At 70.2% G+C, this 19,456-nt stretch carries 20 protein-coding genes, 1 tRNA gene and 1 riboswitch; of the genes, 11 read left to right on the top strand and 10 right to left on the bottom strand.

Features of this window, described 5'->3' with window-relative positions; genetic code table 11:
* Window positions 1–6 precede the first annotated feature (6 nt).
* A riboswitch (TPP riboswitch) is annotated at window positions 7–131 on the bottom strand.
* Window positions 132–217: 86 nt separating this feature from the next.
* The gene (locus tag IWX63_RS04650) at window positions 218–478 is read left to right on the top strand and encodes a DUF4235 domain-containing protein (RefSeq protein ID WP_199276999.1); all 261 of its coding nucleotides are present in this window, start codon (window positions 218–220) and stop codon (window positions 476–478) included.
* Between the two features lie 54 nt (window positions 479–532).
* On the opposite strand, the gene IWX63_RS04645 is transcribed toward IWX63_RS04650, so the two are convergent.
* Window positions 533–1,651, bottom strand: a complete 1,119-nt coding sequence (locus IWX63_RS04645; RefSeq protein ID WP_199276998.1) for an FUSC family protein — start codon at window positions 1,649–1,651, stop codon at window positions 533–535.
* A gap of 67 nt (window positions 1,652–1,718) precedes the next feature.
* On the opposite strand from IWX63_RS04645, the gene IWX63_RS04640 reads away from it, so the two are divergent.
* The 5 genes from IWX63_RS04640 (at window position 1,719) to IWX63_RS04620 (ending at window position 7,082) form a co-directional block, all read left to right on the top strand.
* Window positions 1,719–2,366, top strand: coding sequence for a 4a-hydroxytetrahydrobiopterin dehydratase (locus IWX63_RS04640; RefSeq protein ID WP_199276997.1), 648 nt, complete (start codon window positions 1,719–1,721; stop codon window positions 2,364–2,366).
* Window positions 2,367–2,386: 20 nt separating this feature from the next.
* Entirely contained in the window at window positions 2,387–3,952 is a 1,566-nt protein-coding gene (locus tag IWX63_RS04635) for an FAD-dependent monooxygenase (protein ID WP_199276996.1), read from the top strand.
* Window positions 3,953–4,022: 70 nt separating this feature from the next.
* Window positions 4,023–5,300 carry a glycosyltransferase 87 family protein gene (locus tag IWX63_RS04630; RefSeq protein ID WP_199276995.1) on the top strand — a complete coding sequence of 426 codons (1,278 nt, stop codon included), beginning with the start codon at window positions 4,023–4,025 and terminating at the stop codon, window positions 5,298–5,300.
* Between the two features lie 155 nt (window positions 5,301–5,455).
* Window positions 5,456–5,812 carry a LexA family protein gene (locus IWX63_RS04625; RefSeq protein WP_334685673.1) on the top strand — a complete coding sequence of 119 codons (357 nt, stop codon included), beginning with the start codon at window positions 5,456–5,458 and terminating at the stop codon, window positions 5,810–5,812.
* The gene (locus IWX63_RS04620; protein WP_199276993.1) at window positions 5,805–7,082 is read left to right on the top strand and encodes a Y-family DNA polymerase; all 1,278 of its coding nucleotides are present in this window, start codon (window positions 5,805–5,807) and stop codon (window positions 7,080–7,082) included. Before IWX63_RS04625 ends, IWX63_RS04620 begins: the two co-directional genes overlap by 8 nt.
* A 36-nt stretch (window positions 7,083–7,118) precedes the next feature.
* Here the strand turns inward: IWX63_RS04620 and IWX63_RS04615 are convergent, their stop codons facing one another.
* From IWX63_RS04615 to IWX63_RS04585, 7 genes are all read right to left on the bottom strand, one after another.
* Complete coding sequence (locus IWX63_RS04615) at window positions 7,119–7,493, bottom strand: response regulator transcription factor (protein ID WP_199276992.1); 375 nt, start codon at window positions 7,491–7,493, stop codon at window positions 7,119–7,121.
* Window positions 7,494–7,665: 172 nt separating this feature from the next.
* Window positions 7,666–8,124 carry a monovalent cation/H(+) antiporter subunit G gene (mnhG, locus tag IWX63_RS04610; protein WP_199276991.1) on the bottom strand — a complete coding sequence of 153 codons (459 nt, stop codon included), beginning with the start codon at window positions 8,122–8,124 and terminating at the stop codon, window positions 7,666–7,668.
* Between the two features lie 4 nt (window positions 8,125–8,128).
* Window positions 8,129–8,386 carry a monovalent cation/H+ antiporter complex subunit F gene (locus IWX63_RS04605; RefSeq protein WP_199276990.1) on the bottom strand — a complete coding sequence of 86 codons (258 nt, stop codon included), beginning with the start codon at window positions 8,384–8,386 and terminating at the stop codon, window positions 8,129–8,131.
* Window positions 8,383–8,931, bottom strand: a complete 549-nt coding sequence (locus IWX63_RS04600) for a Na+/H+ antiporter subunit E (RefSeq protein WP_199276989.1) — start codon at window positions 8,929–8,931, stop codon at window positions 8,383–8,385. The genes IWX63_RS04605 and IWX63_RS04600 overlap by 4 nt, the downstream gene beginning before the upstream one ends.
* On the bottom strand, window positions 8,928–10,538 hold the full coding sequence (locus IWX63_RS04595; protein ID WP_199276988.1) for a Na+/H+ antiporter subunit D: 1,611 nt from the start codon (window positions 10,536–10,538) through the stop codon (window positions 8,928–8,930). The genes IWX63_RS04600 and IWX63_RS04595 overlap by 4 nt, the downstream gene beginning before the upstream one ends.
* Window positions 10,535–11,002: a Na(+)/H(+) antiporter subunit C gene (locus IWX63_RS04590; protein ID WP_199276987.1), complete on the bottom strand. Its 468-nt coding sequence runs from the start codon at window positions 11,000–11,002 to the stop codon at window positions 10,535–10,537. The genes IWX63_RS04595 and IWX63_RS04590 overlap by 4 nt, the downstream gene beginning before the upstream one ends.
* Entirely contained in the window at window positions 10,999–13,995 is a 2,997-nt protein-coding gene (locus IWX63_RS04585; protein WP_199276986.1) for a Na+/H+ antiporter subunit A, read from the bottom strand. Before IWX63_RS04585 ends, IWX63_RS04590 begins: the two co-directional genes overlap by 4 nt.
* 152 nt (window positions 13,996–14,147) lie before the next feature.
* On the opposite strand from IWX63_RS04585, the gene IWX63_RS04580 reads away from it, so the two are divergent.
* Window positions 14,148–15,536 carry an MFS transporter gene (locus IWX63_RS04580; RefSeq protein WP_199276985.1) on the top strand — a complete coding sequence of 463 codons (1,389 nt, stop codon included), beginning with the start codon at window positions 14,148–14,150 and terminating at the stop codon, window positions 15,534–15,536.
* 39 nt (window positions 15,537–15,575) lie between these two features.
* Here IWX63_RS04580 and dcd read toward each other — a convergent pair whose 3' ends face one another.
* Together dcd and IWX63_RS04570 are read right to left on the bottom strand one after the other, a co-directional pair.
* Complete coding sequence (gene dcd, locus IWX63_RS04575) at window positions 15,576–16,151, bottom strand: dCTP deaminase (RefSeq protein WP_199276984.1); 576 nt, start codon at window positions 16,149–16,151, stop codon at window positions 15,576–15,578.
* Window positions 16,152–16,195: 44 nt separating this feature from the next.
* On the bottom strand, window positions 16,196–17,050 hold the full coding sequence (locus IWX63_RS04570; protein ID WP_199276983.1) for a tryptophan 2,3-dioxygenase: 855 nt from the start codon (window positions 17,048–17,050) through the stop codon (window positions 16,196–16,198).
* Window positions 17,051–17,132: 82 nt separating this feature from the next.
* On the opposite strand from IWX63_RS04570, the gene IWX63_RS04565 reads away from it, so the two are divergent.
* The 4 genes from IWX63_RS04565 to panD all read left to right on the top strand — a co-directional run bounded on the left by IWX63_RS04565 (window position 17,133) and on the right by panD (window position 19,299).
* Entirely contained in the window at window positions 17,133–18,203 is a 1,071-nt protein-coding gene (locus IWX63_RS04565; protein WP_199276982.1) for a M4 family metallopeptidase, read from the top strand.
* Complete coding sequence (locus IWX63_RS04560) at window positions 18,200–18,670, top strand: protealysin inhibitor emfourin (protein ID WP_199276981.1); 471 nt, start codon at window positions 18,200–18,202, stop codon at window positions 18,668–18,670. The genes IWX63_RS04565 and IWX63_RS04560 overlap by 4 nt, the downstream gene beginning before the upstream one ends.
* Window positions 18,671–18,696: 26 nt before the next feature.
* Window positions 18,697–18,767: transfer RNA gene (locus IWX63_RS04555), tRNA-Gly, on the top strand.
* Window positions 18,768–18,867: 100 nt separating this feature from the next.
* The gene (panD, locus tag IWX63_RS04550) at window positions 18,868–19,299 is read left to right on the top strand and encodes an aspartate 1-decarboxylase (protein WP_199276980.1); all 432 of its coding nucleotides are present in this window, start codon (window positions 18,868–18,870) and stop codon (window positions 19,297–19,299) included.
* Window positions 19,300–19,456 lie beyond the last annotated feature (157 nt).

Genomic DNA, 19,456 nt, shown 5'->3' with positions numbered 1-19,456 from the left:
GCCGCGCACCCTGAGAACTCGACTCCCTTCGCCGGTACTAACCGGATCAGGTTCGAGGGTCTGCGGCGGTCCGCACTCTCAGCGCCCGCTCCGGCAGCATGCTGCGGATCGGCGCTCCCCTGTCGTTGTTGCTTGAGCGCTCCCGATCCTACACCTGCGGACGGGAGATCAGCCCGGCTAGGCTAGTCGCAGGACCAACGGACCAGAAGGAGAAACCATGAACGTAGTGTTCAAATTGCTCGGTGTGGGAATGAGTGTCGGCGCAGGCTTCGTGGGGACGAAACTCATCGACTTCCTGTGGGAGAAGATCACGGGCGAGGCGCCGCCCAAGAGCAAGGACGGCCTCGAGAACACGCTCCGCTCGGCGCTGGTGTTCGCCATCATCTCGGGCGCGGTCAGTACCACCATCCAGGTCCTGACCAACCGGTCCACGCAGAAGGCCATCGAGCGGTTCGCCAAGAGCCGCGATCTCACCTGAGCCGTATGAACCAGGAAAGGGCGTCCCTCGGGGCGCCCTTTCCTTCGTCCGGGGTCAGGACTCCCCCTCGATGCCCAGCTCGGGCTTGACGGCCTGGAGGATGCGGTGGAGATTCATGCCGATCGCGGCCGCCGAGCCGAAGGGGACGGTCTCGGACGAGGACTCGTAGGCCTTGGTCTCGAGGACTTTCAGGGTCTGCTCGGCCCGATGGAGCATCTCGGCGCCGTTCTCCTCGACCGTCCACAGGTCCAGGACGTTCCCGACGGCGGCGAACGCCGCCTGCAGGGGCGGGCGGACCGCCTCGGGCAGGGGATGCTCGGCGGCCGTCCCGTGGAGCCCCTCCTGCAGCATGTTGGTGATGTTCAGGGTGTGGGCGGCGACGACCTCCAGGACCTCGACATGCCGGTAGTCGCCGGGTATGTCCCGCGGGTGGAAGCGCCGCCGGACGTTCCCCTTCCGGCTCTCGGCCGCGTACTGCAGGGCGCTGCGGGCGTTGCGCACCGACGCCGTGAGGTCGTCGCGGCGTTCCGCCCACCGGGGATCGTCCTCGGCCCAGTCCTGCTCGAGCGCCTCGCCCATCTCCTGGAGCTGGCGCGCCGCCGTCCGGCGCAGGCCGCTCATCTGGCCGACAGCGTCATTGAGATGGAGCGGGGGCAGGATGAGCGCGCTGACCGCGAGGCCCACGCCGACGCCGACGAGGGTCTGGATCAGGTAGCCCAGCGAGTACCCCAGGTTCTCGTTGCCAATGACGAGCACGAACAGTCCCGCCGACGCGATCCCCGACCCGCCGCCCGCCGTCCTCTTGAGGACCCCACCGAGAAGCACGCCGACCCCGACGACGAACGCGATGGTCAGCCAGTTCGGATCCCCCGCCCACACCGCGACGTACGCGAGGAGGATCCCGATCGTCAGCCCGACGACGGTCTGCAGGCCGAGCTTCACGGTGCCCGCCACCGTCGGGTAGATGGCGAGCAGGGCACCCAGCGGCGCGTAGTACGGGTACTCGGCCGCGGTTCCGGGGATGGCGAGGGCGATCGTCCAGGCGAGCGCCGCAGCGAAGGCGGCCTTGGCCGCCAGGAGGAGCTGCGGGTTGACCACCGCGGCCCGCAACCGCTCCCTGAGATCGCCGTCGAACCGGGACGCGAGGCCCGGGTGGATTCTGAGGGTGGGCATCCCGCAGTATGGCAGCCCAACCTTGGCGTCCCTTCTCCCGGATGCGGGCACGCGGCATACTGGCGGCATGACCCTCCTCACCACGCAGCAGATCCTCGACGCCGGCCTCGCCGACTGGCGCAAACTGGCCCGGGCGCTGCACGCCCGCTTCGTGACCGGCGACTTCGCCACCGGCCTCGCCCTCGTCACGGCGATCGGCGACCTCGCGGAGCAGGCCGGCCACCACCCCGACGTCGTGCTGACCTACCCGCACGTCGACGTCACACTCCTCAGCCACGACGCCTCCGGCGTGACGGAACGCGACGTCGACCTCGCGCGCCGGATCAGCGCGATCGCGAGCGAGCAGGGCATCCGGACGGACCCTGCGGCGCCCGCCGTCGTCGAGCTCGCCCTCGACACCGCGGACGTCGCGGCCGCCGGACCGTTCTGGGCGGCACTGCTGACCGGCGACGCCACCGCCGTGGACGGCGACGACGTGGCCGACCCGGGCGGGCGCGTCCCCCTCCTGTGGTTCCAGCACACCGACGCCCACGAGACGCCACGGCAGCGCTTCCATCTCGACCTCTGGGTGCCGCACGATGCCGCGGAGGCCCGGATAGCCGCCGCCGTGGCCGCGGGCGGACGCGTGGTCGACGACGCGCAGGCGCCGTCCTTCACGGTCCTGGCCGACGCCGAGGGCAATCGCGCCTGCGTCTGCACGATCCTGGGTCGCTGAGCGGCGCCCGCCGCGCGGTCATGACGGACGACACGACGGCCCCCGACGACGCCGACGTGCTCGTGGTGGGCGCGGGGCCCACGGGCCTCATGCTGGCCGATTGGCTGACGCGACTGGGTGTCCGCACCATCGTCCTGGACGGCAAGGACGGCCCGACCCCGGAGTCCCGCGCCCTCGGCGTGCATTCACGGTCCATGGAGATCTACGACCAGCTCGGCGTCGTCGACCGCGTGCTGGCCGCAGCGGAGCACGCGGATTCGATGCGGCAGGGGTTCGGCCGGAAGGCCTTCGCACCGATTCCCCTCACCGGGCTCGGACGGGGACTGACCCCCTATCCCGGCATGTACGTGCTGGAGCAGAGCGCCAACGAGAGGATCCTCGCCGGGCACCTCGCCGAGCTCGGCGGCGGCGTCCGCTGGCGGCACCGCCTGACGGGCCTGGAGCAGGACGACGACGGCGTGACCGCCCGGGTCGACGGGCCGGACGGGCCGTCGACCCTCCGGGCCCGGTTCGCGGTGGGGTGCGACGGCGCGTCCTCGACGGTCCGGTCCCTGTGCGGGATCGCCTTCGAGGGCACGACGAACCGGCAGACCTTCTATCTCATCGACGCGGTGGGCGTGCACGGGCTGGCGCCGGCCACGGTGAACATCCGGCAGGGCGCCGCCGAGTTCCTCCTCGCCTTCCCGATGCGGTCCGAGGGTACGGCGGGCCAGCGGCAGCGGCTCATCGGGATCGCCGACGACGACGTCGCGCCGACGGTGACGGAGCAGTACGCGCGGCATCACCTCGCGGAGGTCTTCGGCGTCACCTACGAGGACTCCCGCTGGTTCTCCACCTACCGCGTCCACCACCGGGTCGCAGCGAGCTTCCGCGACCGCTCGGTCTTCCTCGCGGGCGACGCAGGGCACGTCCACTCGCCGGTCGGCGCCCAGGGCATGAACACCGGCCTGCAGGACGCCCACAACCTCGCGTTCAAGCTCGCCGACGTCCTCGCTGGACGGGCGCCCGCAGGCGGCCTGGACCGCTACGAGGCCGAACGCCGCCCGGTGGCGCTGCGCCTGATCAGGACCACCGATCTCGTGTTCCGGGGTGTAACGGCGCGCTCGCGGGCCGTGACGTTCGTGCGCAGGTACGTGCCGCGGGTCGTGCTGCCCATCGGGGTCGCCCTCCTGCCCCACCTGCCGATCGGACGGCGGATGGCCGGCTACCTCGGCCAGATCCGCATCCACTACCGGATGGACGGGGCTGCGCCGCGACGGCGGCGTGACCCCGTCGTCGGCCGCCGCCTCCACTGGACGGGGGAGAACTTCGACGCGCTGCGGTCCGCGGCGTGGCAACTGCACCTGTACGCTCCCGACGATGCGGCGGCACGGGGTGGGGAAGCCGCCGCCGTCGACCTCGGACTCCCGCTCCACACCTTCGCCTCCACAGGGACCACCCCCCTGCGACCCGGCACCCTGTATCTCGTGCGGCCGGACGGCTTCGTGGCGGCCGCCTCCGTCCCCGCCGAGGCCGTCCCCGTGTTCCGGGCGGCGTGGCAGGGCGCCTCCGCCGCCGACCCGGCCGAGCAGGAAGGACGACCATGACGGACGCCGGGCCGATGGCTTGCGGCTGCTATGGTGATGCCGTTCGGTGACCATCAGCAGGAAGCTCCTCATGACCCCGCTACGCCCGGACCCGACCGCACTGTTGGCCCGGAGGTCCACCGTGCTCGCGGTCTTCGCGGCAGTCCACCTCCTCTCCTTCGTCCTGCTGCTTCCCACGATCACCGCCGGCGAGACCTACGGCGATGTGGTCCTGTACCGCCACTGGGCGTTCCACGGCTTCAGCAAGGGCATCTGGCTGGGAATCGACGACGCCTGGGTGTACCCGGCCGGTGCGATGCTCCCGATGATCGTCGCCGGGCTGATGGGGCAGCAGCCCTACATGCTCGTGTGGTTCCTGCTGTGCCTGGTCCTCAACCTGACTGCCGTGCTGGCCCTGCTGAACAGCCGCGCCACGCGTCACGGGTGGCAGGCCGCCTATCTCTGGATGGTGCTCACTGCGGTCCTCGGGCCGGTCGCTTTCTCCCGCGTGGACGGTGTCACGGGCCCCCTCGTCGTTGTCGGCCTCGTTTTCGCAGCCGCGTACCCGGTCTTCGCGTCGTCCGTCCTCTCCCTGGCAACCTGGATCAAGGTCTGGCCGGCAGCAGCCGTGCTGGCGCTGCTCATAGCGGCCAGGGCGAGGATACGGGTTGTCCTTGCAGGGCTCGTGGTGTCAGGAGTGATCGTCGGGGTAGCCGCGTCCAGGGGAGGGATCGGGAACGTCTTCGGCTTCCTGTCGACGCAGGGCGAGCGGGGGATGCAGCTCGAGGCACCCCTCGCAACACCCGGCCTGTGGCAGGCGATCCTCGGTGGCGCGACGACCGTGGAGTTCAACGCCGAGATCCACACCATGGAGATCCGCGGTTCCCTCGCGGGACCCCTGGCCGCCTGGATGGACACCTTCCTGTGCCTTGCCGTCGCGTCGATCGCCCTGCTCATGGTGGCTGCGCTGAGGAAGGGGGCCGACCGCACCCGGCTCGTCATCACCGGCACCCTCGCTCTCGTCGGGGCCCTGATCGTCTTCAACAAGGTAGGTTCTCCCCAATTCATGATCTGGCTCGTCGCCGTGATCGCGGTGGGAGTCGCCCTGGACGGCCGTGCATGGTCCCTCCCGGGCGCCCTGATGGTCCTGATCTCCATCCTGACGACGCTCGTCTACCCGATTCTCTACACCCAGCTCCACGAGGCGCTGAACCCCGGCGTCGCGCTTCTCCTCTCGGTACGCAATCTGCTCGTCGTCGTCGTCTTCGCCTGGGCCCTGCGACAGCTCCACCTGCTCCGGAGAAGAGCGCACGGGACGCTGCCCCTTACGCCACAGGGCCTGACCGGCAGCGTCGGTGGCAGCGTCTAGGCTTCGAAGGCCGGCACGGTGACGACGGGCCGACGACGAGTCGGCGGGCAGCCGGTGGCGGAACCACGGCTGGAAGGAGGAGGGGGATGGATGCTTCCGGTGTGCCCGGGGCGGCGCTGGGCCGGCCGGTCGGCGCGGCCGAAGGCGGCTCGCTCATGCCGTCGGGATATGCCTCCCCTGCCCAGGACTGGTTCGAGGACCGGATCGACCTCAACCGCCACCTCATCCGGGACATCACCAGCACGTACATCGTCAGGGTCTCCGGGGACGCGATGGACGGCGCCGGCATCTCCGACGGGGACGAGCTGATCGTCGACCGCGCCCTGCGCCCGCGGGACGGCTCCGTGGTCATCGCCGTGCTCGACGGCGAGCTCGTCATCCGCAGGATAAGCATCGCCCCCTCGGGGGTGGCACTCGTCGCGGCAAGCCCCGCCTACCGGCCCATCGCCGTCCCGGATCCCGATTCCCTGGTGATCTGGGGCGTCGCCACCCGGTGCCTGCACCGTGTCTGAGTCCGGCAGCAGTATCGCGCTCGTCGACGTCAACAACTTCTACGTCTCCGCCGAGCGTGCCTTCGACCCGTCGCTCGAGGGCCGGCCCCTCGTGGTGCTCTCCAACAACGACGGCTGCGTGATCACCCGGAGCCCGGAGGCCAAGTCCCTGGGCATCACGATGGGCACACCGTGGTTCAGGATCGCGGGGCAGGCGCGCGGGTGGGGACTGGAAGTGCGCTCGAGCAACTACGAGCTCTACGGCGACCTCAGCGCCCGCGTCATGGAACTGCTCGGCCGGCACACCGGGAACCTCGAGATCTACAGCATCGACGAGGCCTTCCTGACCCTCTCGGGTCCCCTCGACGCGCAGCGGCGCGCCGGCACGGAGATCCGGGCCACCGTGCGCCGCAATGTCGGGCTGCCCGTCTGCGTCGGGATCGCCCCGACCAAGACCCTCGCCAAGCTCGCCAACCGCTGGGCCAAGGGCAATCCGGAGTTCGACGGCGTGTGCCATTGGCGCATCGTCCCCGAGGAGAACCGGCGCTCCCTGCTCCGGCGGCTCGCGGTCTCGGACGTCTGGGGCGTCGGTGCGAAGAACGCGCAGAGGCTGGGCGCGATCGGGATCGACTCGGCCTGGGACCTCGCCGCCGCGGACCCCGTGGCCATCCGCAAGCGCTTCTCGGTGGTGCTGATGCGGACCGTCCTGGAACTGCAGGGCACCCCGTGCATCACGGGGAGCGAGTCCACCGGCAACGAGCAGGTCCTCTACTCCCGTTCCTTCGGGACGCCGGTGAGTACCCGGGACGCGATGCACCAGGCCCTCAGCGTCTACGCGCAGGGCGCCGCCTCGCGCCTGGCCAGGAAGCACCTGCAGGGGCGGGTGATCACGGCCTTCGCCGCAACGTCCCCGTTCAGCGCCGGCCGGAAGAGCACCCCCACCATCTGCGTCCCGCTGCCCGCGCACACGGCGGATCCCCTCGAACTCTCGCGTGCCGCGGACACGCTCCTCCCCCTCATCGAGGAGGGCGTGCCATACATCCGCGCGGGCGTCATCGTCACCGACCTCCGGCCCGCCGGCGCCCAGGACACGCTGCTGCCCGCCGAGGGCCCGGCACTCAAGGACACCGGACCCCTTCTGCAGGACGTCGGCCGGCGCTTCGGGCGATCGGCGATCGGGCTCGGGCACGCAGGGCTGAAGGCCGGGTCCGACTGGACCATGAAGCGGGACATGCTCTCACCCCACTACACGACGAAGTGGTCGGAACTGCCCGTCGTCAAGGCCCGCTAGGCACGTGCGGTGCCTGGCCGCGGCGCCGTCCGAGCGTTACGCGGCGTCCGGGAGGGGAAGGAGATCGTCGAGGTAGGCACGGAGCGCCCGGGGACTGAAGGGCTTCGCCATGAACTGATCGGAACCCGCCGCCAGGCACTGCTCCTCGGTGAGCTGCGGGGGGCGCGCGGAGATCGTGAGGATGTGCGCGTCCGACTGGGCCCGGAGATGCGGGCAGAGGTCGAGGCCGTCCACGTCCGGCAGGTTGAGGTCCAGCGTGATGAGGTCCGGTCGGACCGTGTCGACGAGGCGCTGCCCCTCTGCTCCCGTGCCCGCCTCGTGCACGGTGAAGTTCCGCCCGGACAGCACGATGACGAGCAACCGGCGGATGTCGGCGTCGTCCTCGATGACGACCGCACTGCGCTGCAGCATCCCTCCGGACCTCCCTCCCGTGCCACTCCCTGTAATCATCAGCTACCTTACCGTCCGCTGCGGGACGGCCTCGCCGTGGCCACGCCCCCGGCAGCAGCTTGACAGGTAGGGGCCGGCCACCTGTCGGGCCGATTGCGCCGCACCCGGGGCGTCACGGCCCGCAGCGATCCGGTCAGACGATCCCGCCGGGGGCCTCCCGCCCCGTCCCGCCATCGGCCTTCCGGCCCGCACCGCCATCGGCCTCCTGGCCCGCACCGCTATCGGCCTCCCGGCCGGGTCCCACGGGGTCGCCCTCGGCGGCTCTCGCCACGACGTCGTCGAGCTCGTCGAGGGTGAGCAGGTCCCGCCGCAGGTGCCGCGTGCGGTAGCCGGCCCGGCCCACCATGTGCGCCGACACGGGGCTGGTGAGGAGCTGGAAGATCCAGCACAGCGTCAGCAGCGGGACGAGCGCCCAGCTCTCGAACTCCACGGCGAGCGCGAGGAGGAACAGCAGCAGCCCGAGCACCTGCGGCTTGGTGGCGGCGTGCATGCGGGACAGCAGATCCGGGAAGCGCGCAAGGCCGATCCCCGCTGCCAGGGACATGAGGGCGCCGCCGATCAGCAGGACCGAGACGATCGCATCATTGACCATGGCGCTACTTCCTGTCGGTGACGAAGCGGGCGACGGTGACCGAGCCGACGAATCCGATGAGCGAGATCGTCACGAGCAGCAGGAGATTGTCGAGGTGGCGGCCCACCACCATGTTCAGGACCAGTCCGCCGCCGACGATCGCCAGGACGACGTCGATCGCCAGGACGCGGTCGAGGATCGACGGCCCGCGGACGGCCCGGTACAGGGCCAGCAGGACCGCGACCGTGAGTATTCCCCCGGCGACATACACGGCGGCCGTCATCGGCGTGCCTCCTCTGCACCGAGTGCGTCGAGGTCCCTGCGGCTCCCCATGATCCGGATGAGCCAGACCTCCGTGGCGCGGACGTCCCGCCGGATGGCCTCGGCGTCCTCGTCGGAGCGGATGTAAAGGCAGTGGAGGTAGAGGGTCGAGGTGGAGCGGTCCACCTCCAGGACGAGGGATCCCGGGATCAGCGAGATGGCGTGACCCGTGGCCGTGACGAGGAAGTCCGAGTGGCTGCGGAGCTTCACGGCGACCACCGCGCTCCGGAGGGACGGCCCCCGGGTGACGGCCAGCCAGAACACCTCGGCGCTGGCGACCACCAGCTGGTACAGGAACCGCCCGAGAAACGGGAGGACCCACAGCACGTTGAACCGGCCCGTCAGCTCCACGGGCGGCAGGTAGAAGAAGTTCACGACGGCGTACGCGATGATCGCGCCGAAGACGAGGTTGCCGAGGCTGAAGTCCTGCCACAGCGCTCCCCAGACGAGGACGAGCCAGATGACGAGCGGCAGCTCGGTGATGAGGGGGATGCGCTGGCGGCTCATCCGTCCGCCCCCGGCCCGAGGACGGACTCGATGTACGGGGTCCGGTCGAGCATCTCCTGGGCCGCGCCGTCGCTGAGCGCGAACAGCGGCCCGGCGAGGAAGGTCAGGGCGAGCCCGAGCACGACGAGGCCGATCGTCGGGCCGGTCATCGTTCCCGGCAGGAGCGTCACGGGATCCTTGCCGGCGAAACGCCCGGCGTCCTCCCCGGTGACGTGGCGGGAGGTACCCACGCTGGAGCCGTCCGCCTTGCTCGCGAGCAGGATGGGATCCGGGTCCTCCGCGTCGGCGGGGCTGCGCCAGAAGGCGCGGCTCCAGACCCGTGCCATGACCAGGAGGGTCAGCAGGCTCGTCAGGATTCCCCCGGCCACCAGCAGGTAGGCGAGCGGCGTCCCGAGCTCCACTCCGGCCTGGATGAGCCCGAGCTTCCCGAGGAAGCCCGAGAACGGAGGGATGCCGGCGAGGTTCATGGCGGGCACGAAGAAGAGGACGCCGAGCAGCGGCGAGAGCTTCGCCAGTCCGCCGAGCCGGTCGACGTTCGCCGTCCCGCCCCGGCGCTCGATCAGTCCCGTGACGAGGAAGAGGCTCGTCTGCACGGTGATGTGGTGGGCGACGTAGTAGACCGTGGCCCCGAGGCCGATCCGCGAGGAGATGGCCAGCCCGAAGACCATGTAGCCGATGTGGCTGACGAGGGTGAAGGACAGGAGCCGCTTGATGTCGGATTGCGCGAGCGCCCCGAGGATGCCCACCACCATCGTGAGCAGCGCGACCACCATGAGGAGGGAGTTGATGCGGTCGCCGGGGAAGAGCAGCGTCTCGACCCGCACCATCGCGTAGACGCCCACCTTGGTCAGCAGGCCGGCGAACACGGCTGTCACCGGGGCGGGTGCCGTGGGATAGGAGTCCGGCAGCCAGAAGGAGAGCGGGAAGACCGCGGCCTTGATGCCGAAGGCGACGAGCAGCATGAGATGGAGCACCAGCTGCGTCGCCGGGTCCACCGTCTCCAGCTTCACCGCGAGGTCCGCCATGTTGACCGTCCCGGTGGCGCCGTAGATCATCGCGATACTGATCAGGAACAGCATGGAGGACACCACGCTGACCACGACGTACGTCACACCGGCCCGGATGCGCGGGGCGGTGCCGCCCAGGGTCATGAGGACGTAGCTCGCGGTGAGCAGGATCTCGAAGCCGACGTACAGGTTGAAGAGGTCGCCCGTCAGGAAGGCGTTGGACACCCCGGCGACGAGGATCAGGTAGGTGGGGTGGAAGATCGAGACCGGGCCCTCCTCGTCGCCGTCGGCCATGCCCTGGCCGGCCGCGTAGATCAGCACCGCGAGGCTGATGGCGGAGGACACCACGAGCATCAGGGCGGAGAACTGGTCCACCACGAGCACGATGCCGAACGGCGCCTCCCACCCGCCGAGCCTGACCGCATGCGTCCCCGAGGAGGGCGCGGCGAGCAGGATCACCACCTCGATGATCAGGGTCACGCTGAGGGTCGAGATGCTGACGACGCGCTGCGCCCGTGAATGGCGGATGAGCAGGAACGTGACCGCCGCTCCGAGGAACGGCAGTACGACGGCGAGGGGAGCCAGGTCGGCGGCGATCACAGGTGGTCCCCCGGCCGGCGCGTCCGTGCGGTCGAGGCATCGTCGTCGTCGTCGGAGAACTCCGAGGTCTCCGCGACGACGTCGGCGTCGTCCTCCCAGTCGTAGCTGCCCTGGTCCGCGACGCGGCGATCCTCGGGATCGTCCTGGACGTCGTCCTCGCGGCCGAGGACCCACGAACGGTAGATGATGCCGAGCATGAACGCCGTGACCGCGAACGTGATGACGATCGCCGTCAGCACGAGGGCCTGCGGCAGGCTGTCCGTGTACTCCTCCGCCGGCGTTCCGGAGACGTAGAGCGGCGATCTCCCGCCGCCCCCGCTCATGGCGAGCATCAGGATGTTCGCGCCGTTGCCGACGAGGATCAGGCCGAGCAGCACGCGGGTCAGGCTGCGTTCGAGCAGCAGGTAGATCCCGGCAGCGAAGAACACCGCCATGAGCACGATCAGCGTGAGGTTGACGGTCACGGCTGGACTCCTTCGACGGCGGGCGGGACGAGCGCATCGGACCCGGGGTCCTCTTCGACGGGTTGCTCGGCTTCGCTGCGCTCGTCGATCTCCGAGCCCAGGCTGCGCAGGACATCCAGGACCAGGCCGACGACGATGATGTAGACCCCGATATCGAAGATGGTGGACGTCACGAACTTCACGTCGCCGAAGACCGGAAACCAGAACTCCAGGATGTAGCTCTCCAGCACCGCGCCGCCGAACAGCAGGGGCGCGGCCGCAGTGAGGGAGACGATCGCCAGCCCGACCCCCAGGAGCATGCCGGCGCTGACCGGGCTGGCTTCGGCCAGCTCGAACCGGCCCCCCGCAAGGTACCGGATGGCCAGGGCCAGCCCTGCGGTGAGTCCGCCCGCGAAGCCGCCGCCCGGCAGGTTGTGTCCGGCGATGAGCAGGTAGACGGAGAGCACGATGATGGTGTGGAAGAGCAGCCGGGTGATGACCTCGAAGATGATGGACCGGCGCTCGGGCGCGAGGGTGCGGCCCGCCACGAGCCAGGGGTCGCGGGACACGTCGGCGAACCGCGCCGCGAGCTCCCGGGCAGCGCCGGCCCGGCCACCCGCGTCGAGCGGCTCCTGGCCCCGGTCCACCGAGCCGTCCTCGACGCCGTGGGCCCTGTGCCTCTTGTCGCCGCGCCCCCGGATGAAGATGAGGCTCGCGATCCCTGTCGCCGCGATGGCCAGCACGGTGATCTCCCCGAAGGTGTCCCACGCGCGGATATCGACGAGCAGCACGTTGACGGCGTTGGCGCCGCCGCCGTCGTCATAGGCCATCTGCGGGTAGGCCAGGGAGATGGGCGTGGCGTTGCGCGAGGCCATGGAGGACATCGCGATCACGGCCATGGTGCCGCCGAAGGCCACCCCGAGCCCGGCCCGCAGGACCCGGTGCCGGCTCCCTGCGCGGTTCCAGAGCCGGGCAGGAAGGGAGCGCAGCGCGAGGACGAAGGCGACCAGCACGATCGTCTCGACGAGCATCTGGGTGAGGGCGAGGTCGGGAGCGCCGTGCAGCGCGAAGATCGCCGCCATGCCGTACCCGGTGATCCCGACCATCAGGACGGCCATGAACCGCTTGGTGGACCGGAGCGCGGCGAGGATGCCCACGATGATGACGAGCGCCGCGACGACCTGCGCGGGCGACTCCGCGATCCTGACGTCCGAGGGCAGAGGGGCGTCGAACAGGATGAGGGCGGCGAGCGGGGTGACGACGGCGGTCGTCAGGATGACGAACAGGTAGAAGGCCAGCGAGCCGCGCTGCGTGCGCCCGGTGATCCACACGGCGACGTCGTCGAGGACCCCGATCAGGGAGCGGTACACCACCTCCGCCTCCCGGACCGCGGGGAGGCGCCCCTGCAGCCGTTCGAACGGCCCCCGCAGCAGGTACAGCGCGGTACCGGCCACGATCGTGACGGTCGAGAGCAGCAGCGGCAGGTTGACGCCGTGCCAGAGGGCCAGATACGGCGCCTCGCCCTCCGCCGGGAACAGTCCGACATACGGCTGGATGACGGCGTCCAGCGGCGCCGGCCAGAGCCCGAACAGCACGGAGGCGACGGCGAGCACGGCGGGTGCCAGCAGGAAGGACGTGCGGACCCGCTTGAACGGGGTCTGCGGCCGGCCGTGCTTCAGCGCGAAGGCACCCCACACGAAGCGCGCGCTGTAGGCGAAGGTGAGGATGGACCCGAGGACGATGCCGCCCAGCAGGAGGACGCCGGCGGGGCCGTCGCCCGCCCGGTGGACGAACGCCTCGAGGACCGATTCCTTCGCCACGAAGCCCAGCAGGGGCGGCACACCGGCCATCGACCCGGCGGCGACGGCGGCGACGGCGAACAGGGCGGGCGAGGTGGCACCCACCCCGGACAGGACCCGCAGGTCACGCGTGCCGGACTGGTGGTCGATGATGCCGACCACCAGGAAGAGCGTGGCCTTGAAGAACCCGTGCGCCAGCAGCAGCCCGAGGCCGGCGAGGGCGCCGTCGCGTCCGCCGAGACCGACCACCATGGTCAGGAAGCCGAGCTGGCTCACCGTCCCGTAGGCCAGCACGAGCTTGAGGTCGAACTGGCGCAGCGCGCGCCAGCCGCCGAGCAGCATGGTGGCCATCCCGAGCCCGAAGACGACGGGGTACCAGAAGGTGGTCTCCGCGAACCCGGGGGCGAACCGCGCCACGAGGAAGACACCGGCCTTGACCATCGCCGCCGCGTGCAGGTAGGCGCTGACGGGCGTGGGCGCGGCCATGGCCCCGGGCAGCCAGAAATGGAAGGGGACGAGCGCCGACTTGGTGATGGCTCCCACCAGCACGAGGCCGATCGCGACGTCGATGAGCAGGCCGCCGGCCGCGAGGGTCCCGGCGTCGGCCATGATCTCGGATATGCGGTACGTCCCGGCCTCGTGCCCGAGGATGACCAGGCCCACCAGCATCGCCAGGCCGCCGAACGTCGTGACGATCAGCGCCTGCAGGGCGGAGCGTCGGGCGGAGAGCCGCTGCCGCGAGTAGCCGATGAGCAGGTAGGACAGGATCGTGGTCAGTTCCCAGAAGATGAACATGAGGATCAGGTCATCGGCGGTGACCAGTCCGAACATCGCGGCGGCGAACGCGAGGAGCTGTGCGCCGAAGGCGCCGACGTCGGGATCGTCGTTCTTGAAGTAGCGCGCGCAGTAGAACAGAACGAGGGCCCCGACGCCGAGGATCAGGATGCAGAGGACCGCCGCGAGGGCATCCAGCCGGAAGGACAGCTCGACCTGCAGGCTGGGGATCCAGGGGATGGTGAGCGACGGCGGGGCACCGGGACTGCCGTTGGGCGCTTCCTGGTCGGAGGCCAGGACCCGCGGGAGCTCGGCCAGGAGCCAGGCGAAGCCGGCGGCGGGCGCAGCGGCGAGGACGAAGAAGGCCGAACGTCCGAACCGGGAGAACAGGACAGGCGCCCCGAGTGCCAGCGCGAACATCGCGAGCAGCACGGTGAGCATGGGGTCTCGATCTTCCACTGGGGGCCGGTCGGGCCCCGCCAGTCTATCGGCGCGATTGCTTCGACGTTTCAGTGTTACTCGCCGCGCATCCGCCCCGACGGGGCGCGGGCGCCTCGGCGTGACGGGGATCATACGGCGCTAGCATTCACCGTATGAGTACCCATGAGCCGCTGCCGCTCCCCGCGGAGGCCTCTGCTCCCGATCCCCTTCGCGGCTCCGGTCGTATCTTCAGCCGGCCCGTCCTGGCCTGGGCGTCGTGGGACTGGGGGTCGGCCGCCTTCAACGCCGTGATGACCACCTTCGTGTTCACGGTGTACCTCACGTCGGACGCGTTCGGCGGCGAGGCACGTGCGTCCCAGGTGCTCGGGTGGGGCCTCGCGGCGGCCGGGCTGCTCATCGCGCTGCTCGCACCCGTCATCGGGCAGCGGTCCGACAGCGGGGGCCGCCGCAAGCTCTGGCTCGGCGTGAACAGCGCGATCGTCGCCGTCCTGACGGCCCTGTGCTTCTTCGTGTTCCCCAGCCCCGGGATGCTGATCCTCGGCGTCGCCCTGATCGCCGCGGCGAACATCTTCTTCGAGTTCGCAGGCGTCAACTACAACGCGATGCTGACGCAGGTCTCGACGCCGGCGACGATCGGGCGCATCAGCGGGTTCGGCTGGGCCATGGGCTACGTGGGCGGCATCGTCGCCCTCGTGGTGGTCCTCGTGGTCTTCATCGAGCCGGTCATCGACTGGCCGGGAGCCTCCGGCGAGAACGGACTGAACATCCGCCTCGTGGCCGTCTTCTCGGCGCTGTGGTTCGCGGCGTTCGCCCTGCCCGTGATGTTCGCCGTGCCGGAGGTCCCCCGGAAGTCCAGGGCGGCGCAGGTGGCATTCCTCGCCTCGTACGGCCTGCTCCTGCGCCGGGTCAAGGCCATCTATCGCCAGAGCCCGCACACCATCTTCTTCCTGCTGGCCAGCGCCGTCTTCCGCGACGGACTCGCTGCGGTGTTCACCTTCGGTGGCATCCTGGCGGCGGGCACCTTCGGATTCTCGACGAGCATGGTGATCGTCTTCGCCATCGCGGCGAACGTCATCGCCGCGATCGGCGCCGTGATCGGCGGGTTCCTCGACGATCGCATCGGACCCAAGCGGGTCATCATCGGGGCCCTGGTCGGCCTGCTGGTGGCGGGGACGGCGATCCTCGTCCTGGGCACCGGATCGTATTCCTTCTTCGGCATGAACTGGACCGCGGATACGACGTTCTGGGTCTTCGGCCTGATGCTGACACTCTTCGTCGGCCCGGCGCAGTCGTCGTCCCGCGGCTATCTCGCGCGCCTCGCCCCGGTCGGCGACGAGGGCGAGCTGTTCGGCCTCTATGCCACGACGGGCCGGGCCGTCAGCTTCCTGGCGCCCGCACTCTTCGCCCTGTGCATCGGCATCTTCGGCTCGCAGCTCTACGGGGTGGTCGGCATCCTCGTGGTCCTCCTCGCGGGGCTCCTCCTCCTGCTCCCGGTCAGGCCGCCGGCACAGGTGACGCGCGCCGTCGTCCCGGAGGCCTGAGCCGCCATCGGGGCGGCGGGCCGAGCCTCCGGGTGCGGGTCAGATGCTGGTGCGGTGGAAGTTCAGGTGGCTGCGCGACGCCGTCGGGCCCCGCTGGCCCTGGTAGCGGTTCCCGTACTCGCCGGTGCCGTACGGGTGCTCGGCGGGGGACGTCAGCTTGAAGAAGCACAGCTGGCCGATCTTGGAGCCCGGCCACAGCTTGATCGGCAGGGTGGCCATGTTGGACAGCTCGAGGGTCACATGGCCGGAGAAGCCGGGATCGATGAACCCTGCGGTCGAGTGGGTGAGCAACCCGAGGCGGCCCAGCGAGGACTTGCCCTCGAGGCGCGCTGCGATGTCGTCGGGCAGCGTGACCGTCTCGTAGGTGGAGCCGAGGACGAATTCGCCGGGGTGCAGGATGAACGGCTCGTCCGGCGCCACCTCGACCAGGCGCGTGAGCTCCGGCTGGTCCTCGGCGGGGTCGATGTGCGCGTACTTGTGGTTGTCGAAGAGCCGGAAGTAGCGGTCGATGCGGACGTCGACGCTGGAGGGCTGCACCATCGCGGGATCGAGCGGGTCGAGGACGATCCGCTGGGCTGCCAGTTCTGCTCGGATGTCGCGGTCGGAGATCAGCACCGTCCAACGTTACCAGTCCGGCGAGCGTGGTCCCGCGGTTCGGGTCACCGCCCGATCTCCGTGCGCACGGCGAAGAGTTCGGGGAAGAAGGTGAGCTCGAGGGCGCGCTGGAGGAAGCCGACACCGGAGGAGCCGCCCGTCCCCGCCTTGAACCCGATGGTCCGCGCGACGGTCTTGAGGTGGCGGAAACGCCACAGCTGGAAGTTGTCCTCGAGGTCGACGAGCTCCTCGCATGCCTCGTAGACGTCCCAGTGACCCGCGGCATCCTCGTAGACCTGCTTGTAGACCGCGACGAGCGCGGGGGTGAATTCGTGGGCGAGGCTGACATCGCGGCTGAGCAGCTCCTCGGGCACGGCATAGCCCCGCCGGGCCAGGAGGGCGATGAACTCGTCGTACACACTGGTCGTCGTGAGGAGCTCCGAGAGCAGGGAACGCGCCGCCGGGTCGGCGTCGAACACCTCGATCATGGCGGCGTTCTTGTTGCCGAGCAGGAACTCGACGGCCCGGTACTGGTAGGACTGGAAGCCGCTCGAGGACCCGAGGTCGCCGCGGAACTCCGCGTACTCGGACGGTGTGAGGGTCGCCAGGACGGACCACTGCTCGGTCAGTGAGCGCTGGATGTGCTTGATCCGGGCGATGCCCTTCATCGCGGCGCGCAGATCGTCGGCCCGCAGGTGCAGGCGGACGGCACGGAGTTCGTGGAGCACGAGCTTCAGCCACAGCTCGGAGGTCTGGTGCTGGATGATGAACAGCATCTCGTCGTGGTGCTCCGGCGAGCTCACGGGGTGCTGCGCGTCGAGCAGCCTGTCCAGCTCGAGATACGAGCCGTAGCTCATCTTGTCCGAGAAGTCCCGTTCGATGCCCTGCTCCAGGTCGCGGGTGTTCCGCTCCACGCTCATGCGGCCAAGCCTACGTGCCGCGGGGTGCGGCAGGAATGTCGGTCCGTCGGTCTACCTTGGTGACCAGCCGAAGGAGTCTCCCATGCCGCGTATCCTGCACCGAAACCCGCAGCGCACCCCCTGCAGCATCGTCCCGCCGCACCTCCTCACGCGTCTCGCCGCGCTGCGGGACGCCCGGCACGCCGTCGCGGCCGAGGCAGCACGCCGGGCCCTGCGGGAACTGGATCCGCTGTGGCATGCCCGTACGGAGGCGTTGCGGGCGCCGGTGCGCCGACGGGCCGCCGTCGGAACGCTGACACGCCGTATCTACGACGCCGGCGGCCGGGAGGAGCTCCCCGGGTCCCTCGTGCGGGGCGAGGGAGCCGCTGCGACGGGTGATCCGGCCGCCGACGAGGCCTACGACGGACTGGGGTCCACCTACCGCCTGTTCAGCGAGGAGTACGGGCGTTCGTCGATCGACGGTGCCGGCAAGACCCTCGACGCGACGGTGCATTACGGGACCGGCTACGACAACGCCTTCTGGGACGGCGAGCGCATGGTCTTCGGCGATGGCGACGGCGAGATCTTCGGCCGCTTCACGGCGTCCCTCACGGTCATCAGCCACGAACTCGCCCACGGGTTCACGCAGTACTCCACGAACCTCGAGTACCAGGGCCAGTCCGGTGCGTTGAACGAATCGCTCTCGGACGTCTTCGGGGTGCTCGTGGAACAGCGGGAACTCGGGCAGGATGCCGCGGCGGCGTCCTGGCTCGTGGGCGCGGGCATCTTCACGGCGGCGGTGCAGGGCGTCGCCCTGCGGTCGCTCAGGGCGCCGGGGACGGCGTACGACGACGACGTGCTCGGCAGGGATCCCCAGCCCGCGACCATGGCGGACTACGTCGAGACGACGTCGGACAACGGCGGGGTGCACATCAATTCGGGCATTCCCAATCATGCGTTCTACCTGGCGGCCACCGCGGTGGGCGGCCGGGCCTGGCAGGGCGTCGGGCGGGTCTGGTACGACGCCGTCCTCAGCGGCAGCATCCCGCAGGACTGCGACTTCCCGACGTTCGCGGCCGCCACGACGGAGGCCGCCCGGACGCGTTTCGGGGCCGCCAGCCGGGAGGCAGGCGCGGTCGCGGACGCGTGGTCCGCGGTAGGCGTCCTGCCGTGAGGGTCGAGATCACCCGCTCCGGGGGCATCGGCGGGCTCACGCGGACGTGGAGCCTCGAGGTCAGCCGGGCGGAGGCCGAGCAGCGCTGGCTGCCGCTCGCGGAGGCGGAGGCGGGAGCAGGAGCAGGAGCGGGAGCAGGAGCCGGAGCGGGAGCGGGAACCGGAGCCGGAGCGGGAGCCGGGGCGGGAGCCGGAGCCGAAGCAGGAGGCCTTCCCGGGAAGGCCGTGCCGGACGCCGGACCGCCGGCGCCGGACGCCTCGCGGGACCGGTTCACCTACCGCATCACCGTCGGCTACACCCAGGTCTCGGTCCCCGAGAGCCGGCTCGCGGAGCCGTGGCGGGAGCTGATCGAGCGCGCCCGCGCGGCCGCACCGAGCCGACCGGAGCCGGTCGTGCGCGAGGGCCCCGCAGCCGGCACCGACGGTCCCGCCGGGGGTGGGCATGGCACCCCGGAAGAACTGTTGTAGGGTGATAGAGCGGTTTCAACTGCCGTGCGGGCGTAGCTCAATGGTAGAGCGCTAGCTTCCCAAGCTCGATACGCGGGTTCGATTCCCGTCGCCCGCTCTCTTCTTCCCCCGGCTGGGCCCTCGCGGCCCGCCGCGTGTGGCCCAGGACACCCTCCGCTCCGCCCTCGCCCGGCCGGATCGGCAGTATCCTTGAGGCGATGAATCGCACAATGTTCGCCTCGAAGATCCACCGCGCCACGGTCACGCATGCCGATCTGCACTATGTCGGCTCGGTCACCGTAGACCTCGACCTGCTCGAAGCCGCGGACATCCTGCCCGGTGAGCTCGTGTCGATCGTCGACATCACGAACGGAGCCCGACTCGAGACGTACACCATCGCCGGCGTCCGGGGATCCGGGGTGATCGGCATCAACGGCGCCGCAGCGCACCTCGTCCAGCGAGGCGATCTGGTCATCCTGATCGCCTACGCGCAGATGACCACAGAGGAGGCGCGCGCGTTCACTCCCACGGTCGTCCACGTGGATGCGGACAACCGGATCGTCGAATTGGGCACCGATCCTGCCGAGGCGGTCACCGAGGGTCTCCGGCGACCGCCGTTCGCCGTGGAGCACACCACCGTCTCCGCCTGAGCCGCCACCGTACTACCACGTCCGGCCGTGCCACCCGGGCCGTAGCCTACGATCGCGTAACACCAAGCATGCTGCCTAGCGCATCCTGCCCGCAGGGCTTAGGGTCGAAAAGCAAGCTTGCTTAGGCTGTCGATTCGATTGAACCGTCAGCCGGGTT

The organism is Arthrobacter sp. CAN_A2, assembly GCF_015752045.1.
GTDB lineage: Bacteria > Actinomycetota > Actinomycetes > Actinomycetales > Micrococcaceae > Arthrobacter_D.
The sequence above is the reverse complement of the archived record's forward strand: the minus strand, read 5'-3'. Positions and strand labels throughout refer to the sequence as shown.

Coding starts and splice junctions, on each gene's coding strand:
- IWX63_RS04650 (WP_199276999.1), top strand. CDS start 218: ATGAACGTAGTGTTCAAATTGCTCGGTGTGGGAATGAGTGTCGGCGCA.
- IWX63_RS04645 (WP_199276998.1), bottom strand. CDS start 1,651: ATGCCCACCCTCAGAATCCACCCGGGCCTCGCGTCCCGGTTCGACGGC.
- IWX63_RS04640 (WP_199276997.1), top strand. CDS start 1,719: ATGACCCTCCTCACCACGCAGCAGATCCTCGACGCCGGCCTCGCCGAC.
- IWX63_RS04635 (WP_199276996.1), top strand. CDS start 2,387: ATGACGGACGACACGACGGCCCCCGACGACGCCGACGTGCTCGTGGTG.
- IWX63_RS04630 (WP_199276995.1), top strand. CDS start 4,023: ATGACCCCGCTACGCCCGGACCCGACCGCACTGTTGGCCCGGAGGTCC.
- IWX63_RS04625 (WP_334685673.1), top strand. CDS start 5,456: ATGCCGTCGGGATATGCCTCCCCTGCCCAGGACTGGTTCGAGGACCGG.
- IWX63_RS04615 (WP_199276992.1), bottom strand. CDS start 7,493: ATGCTGCAGCGCAGTGCGGTCGTCATCGAGGACGACGCCGACATCCGC.
- mnhG (WP_199276991.1), bottom strand. CDS start 8,124: ATGGTCAATGATGCGATCGTCTCGGTCCTGCTGATCGGCGGCGCCCTC.
- IWX63_RS04605 (WP_199276990.1), bottom strand. CDS start 8,386: ATGACGGCCGCCGTGTATGTCGCCGGGGGAATACTCACGGTCGCGGTC.
- IWX63_RS04600 (WP_199276989.1), bottom strand. CDS start 8,931: ATGAGCCGCCAGCGCATCCCCCTCATCACCGAGCTGCCGCTCGTCATC.
- IWX63_RS04585 (WP_199276986.1), bottom strand. CDS start 13,995: ATGCTCACCGTGCTGCTCGCGATGTTCGCGCTGGCACTCGGGGCGCCT.
- IWX63_RS04580 (WP_199276985.1), top strand. CDS start 14,148: ATGAGTACCCATGAGCCGCTGCCGCTCCCCGCGGAGGCCTCTGCTCCC.
- IWX63_RS04570 (WP_199276983.1), bottom strand. CDS start 17,050: ATGAGCGTGGAGCGGAACACCCGCGACCTGGAGCAGGGCATCGAACGG.
- IWX63_RS04565 (WP_199276982.1), top strand. CDS start 17,133: ATGCCGCGTATCCTGCACCGAAACCCGCAGCGCACCCCCTGCAGCATC.
- panD (WP_199276980.1), top strand. CDS start 18,868: ATGAATCGCACAATGTTCGCCTCGAAGATCCACCGCGCCACGGTCACG.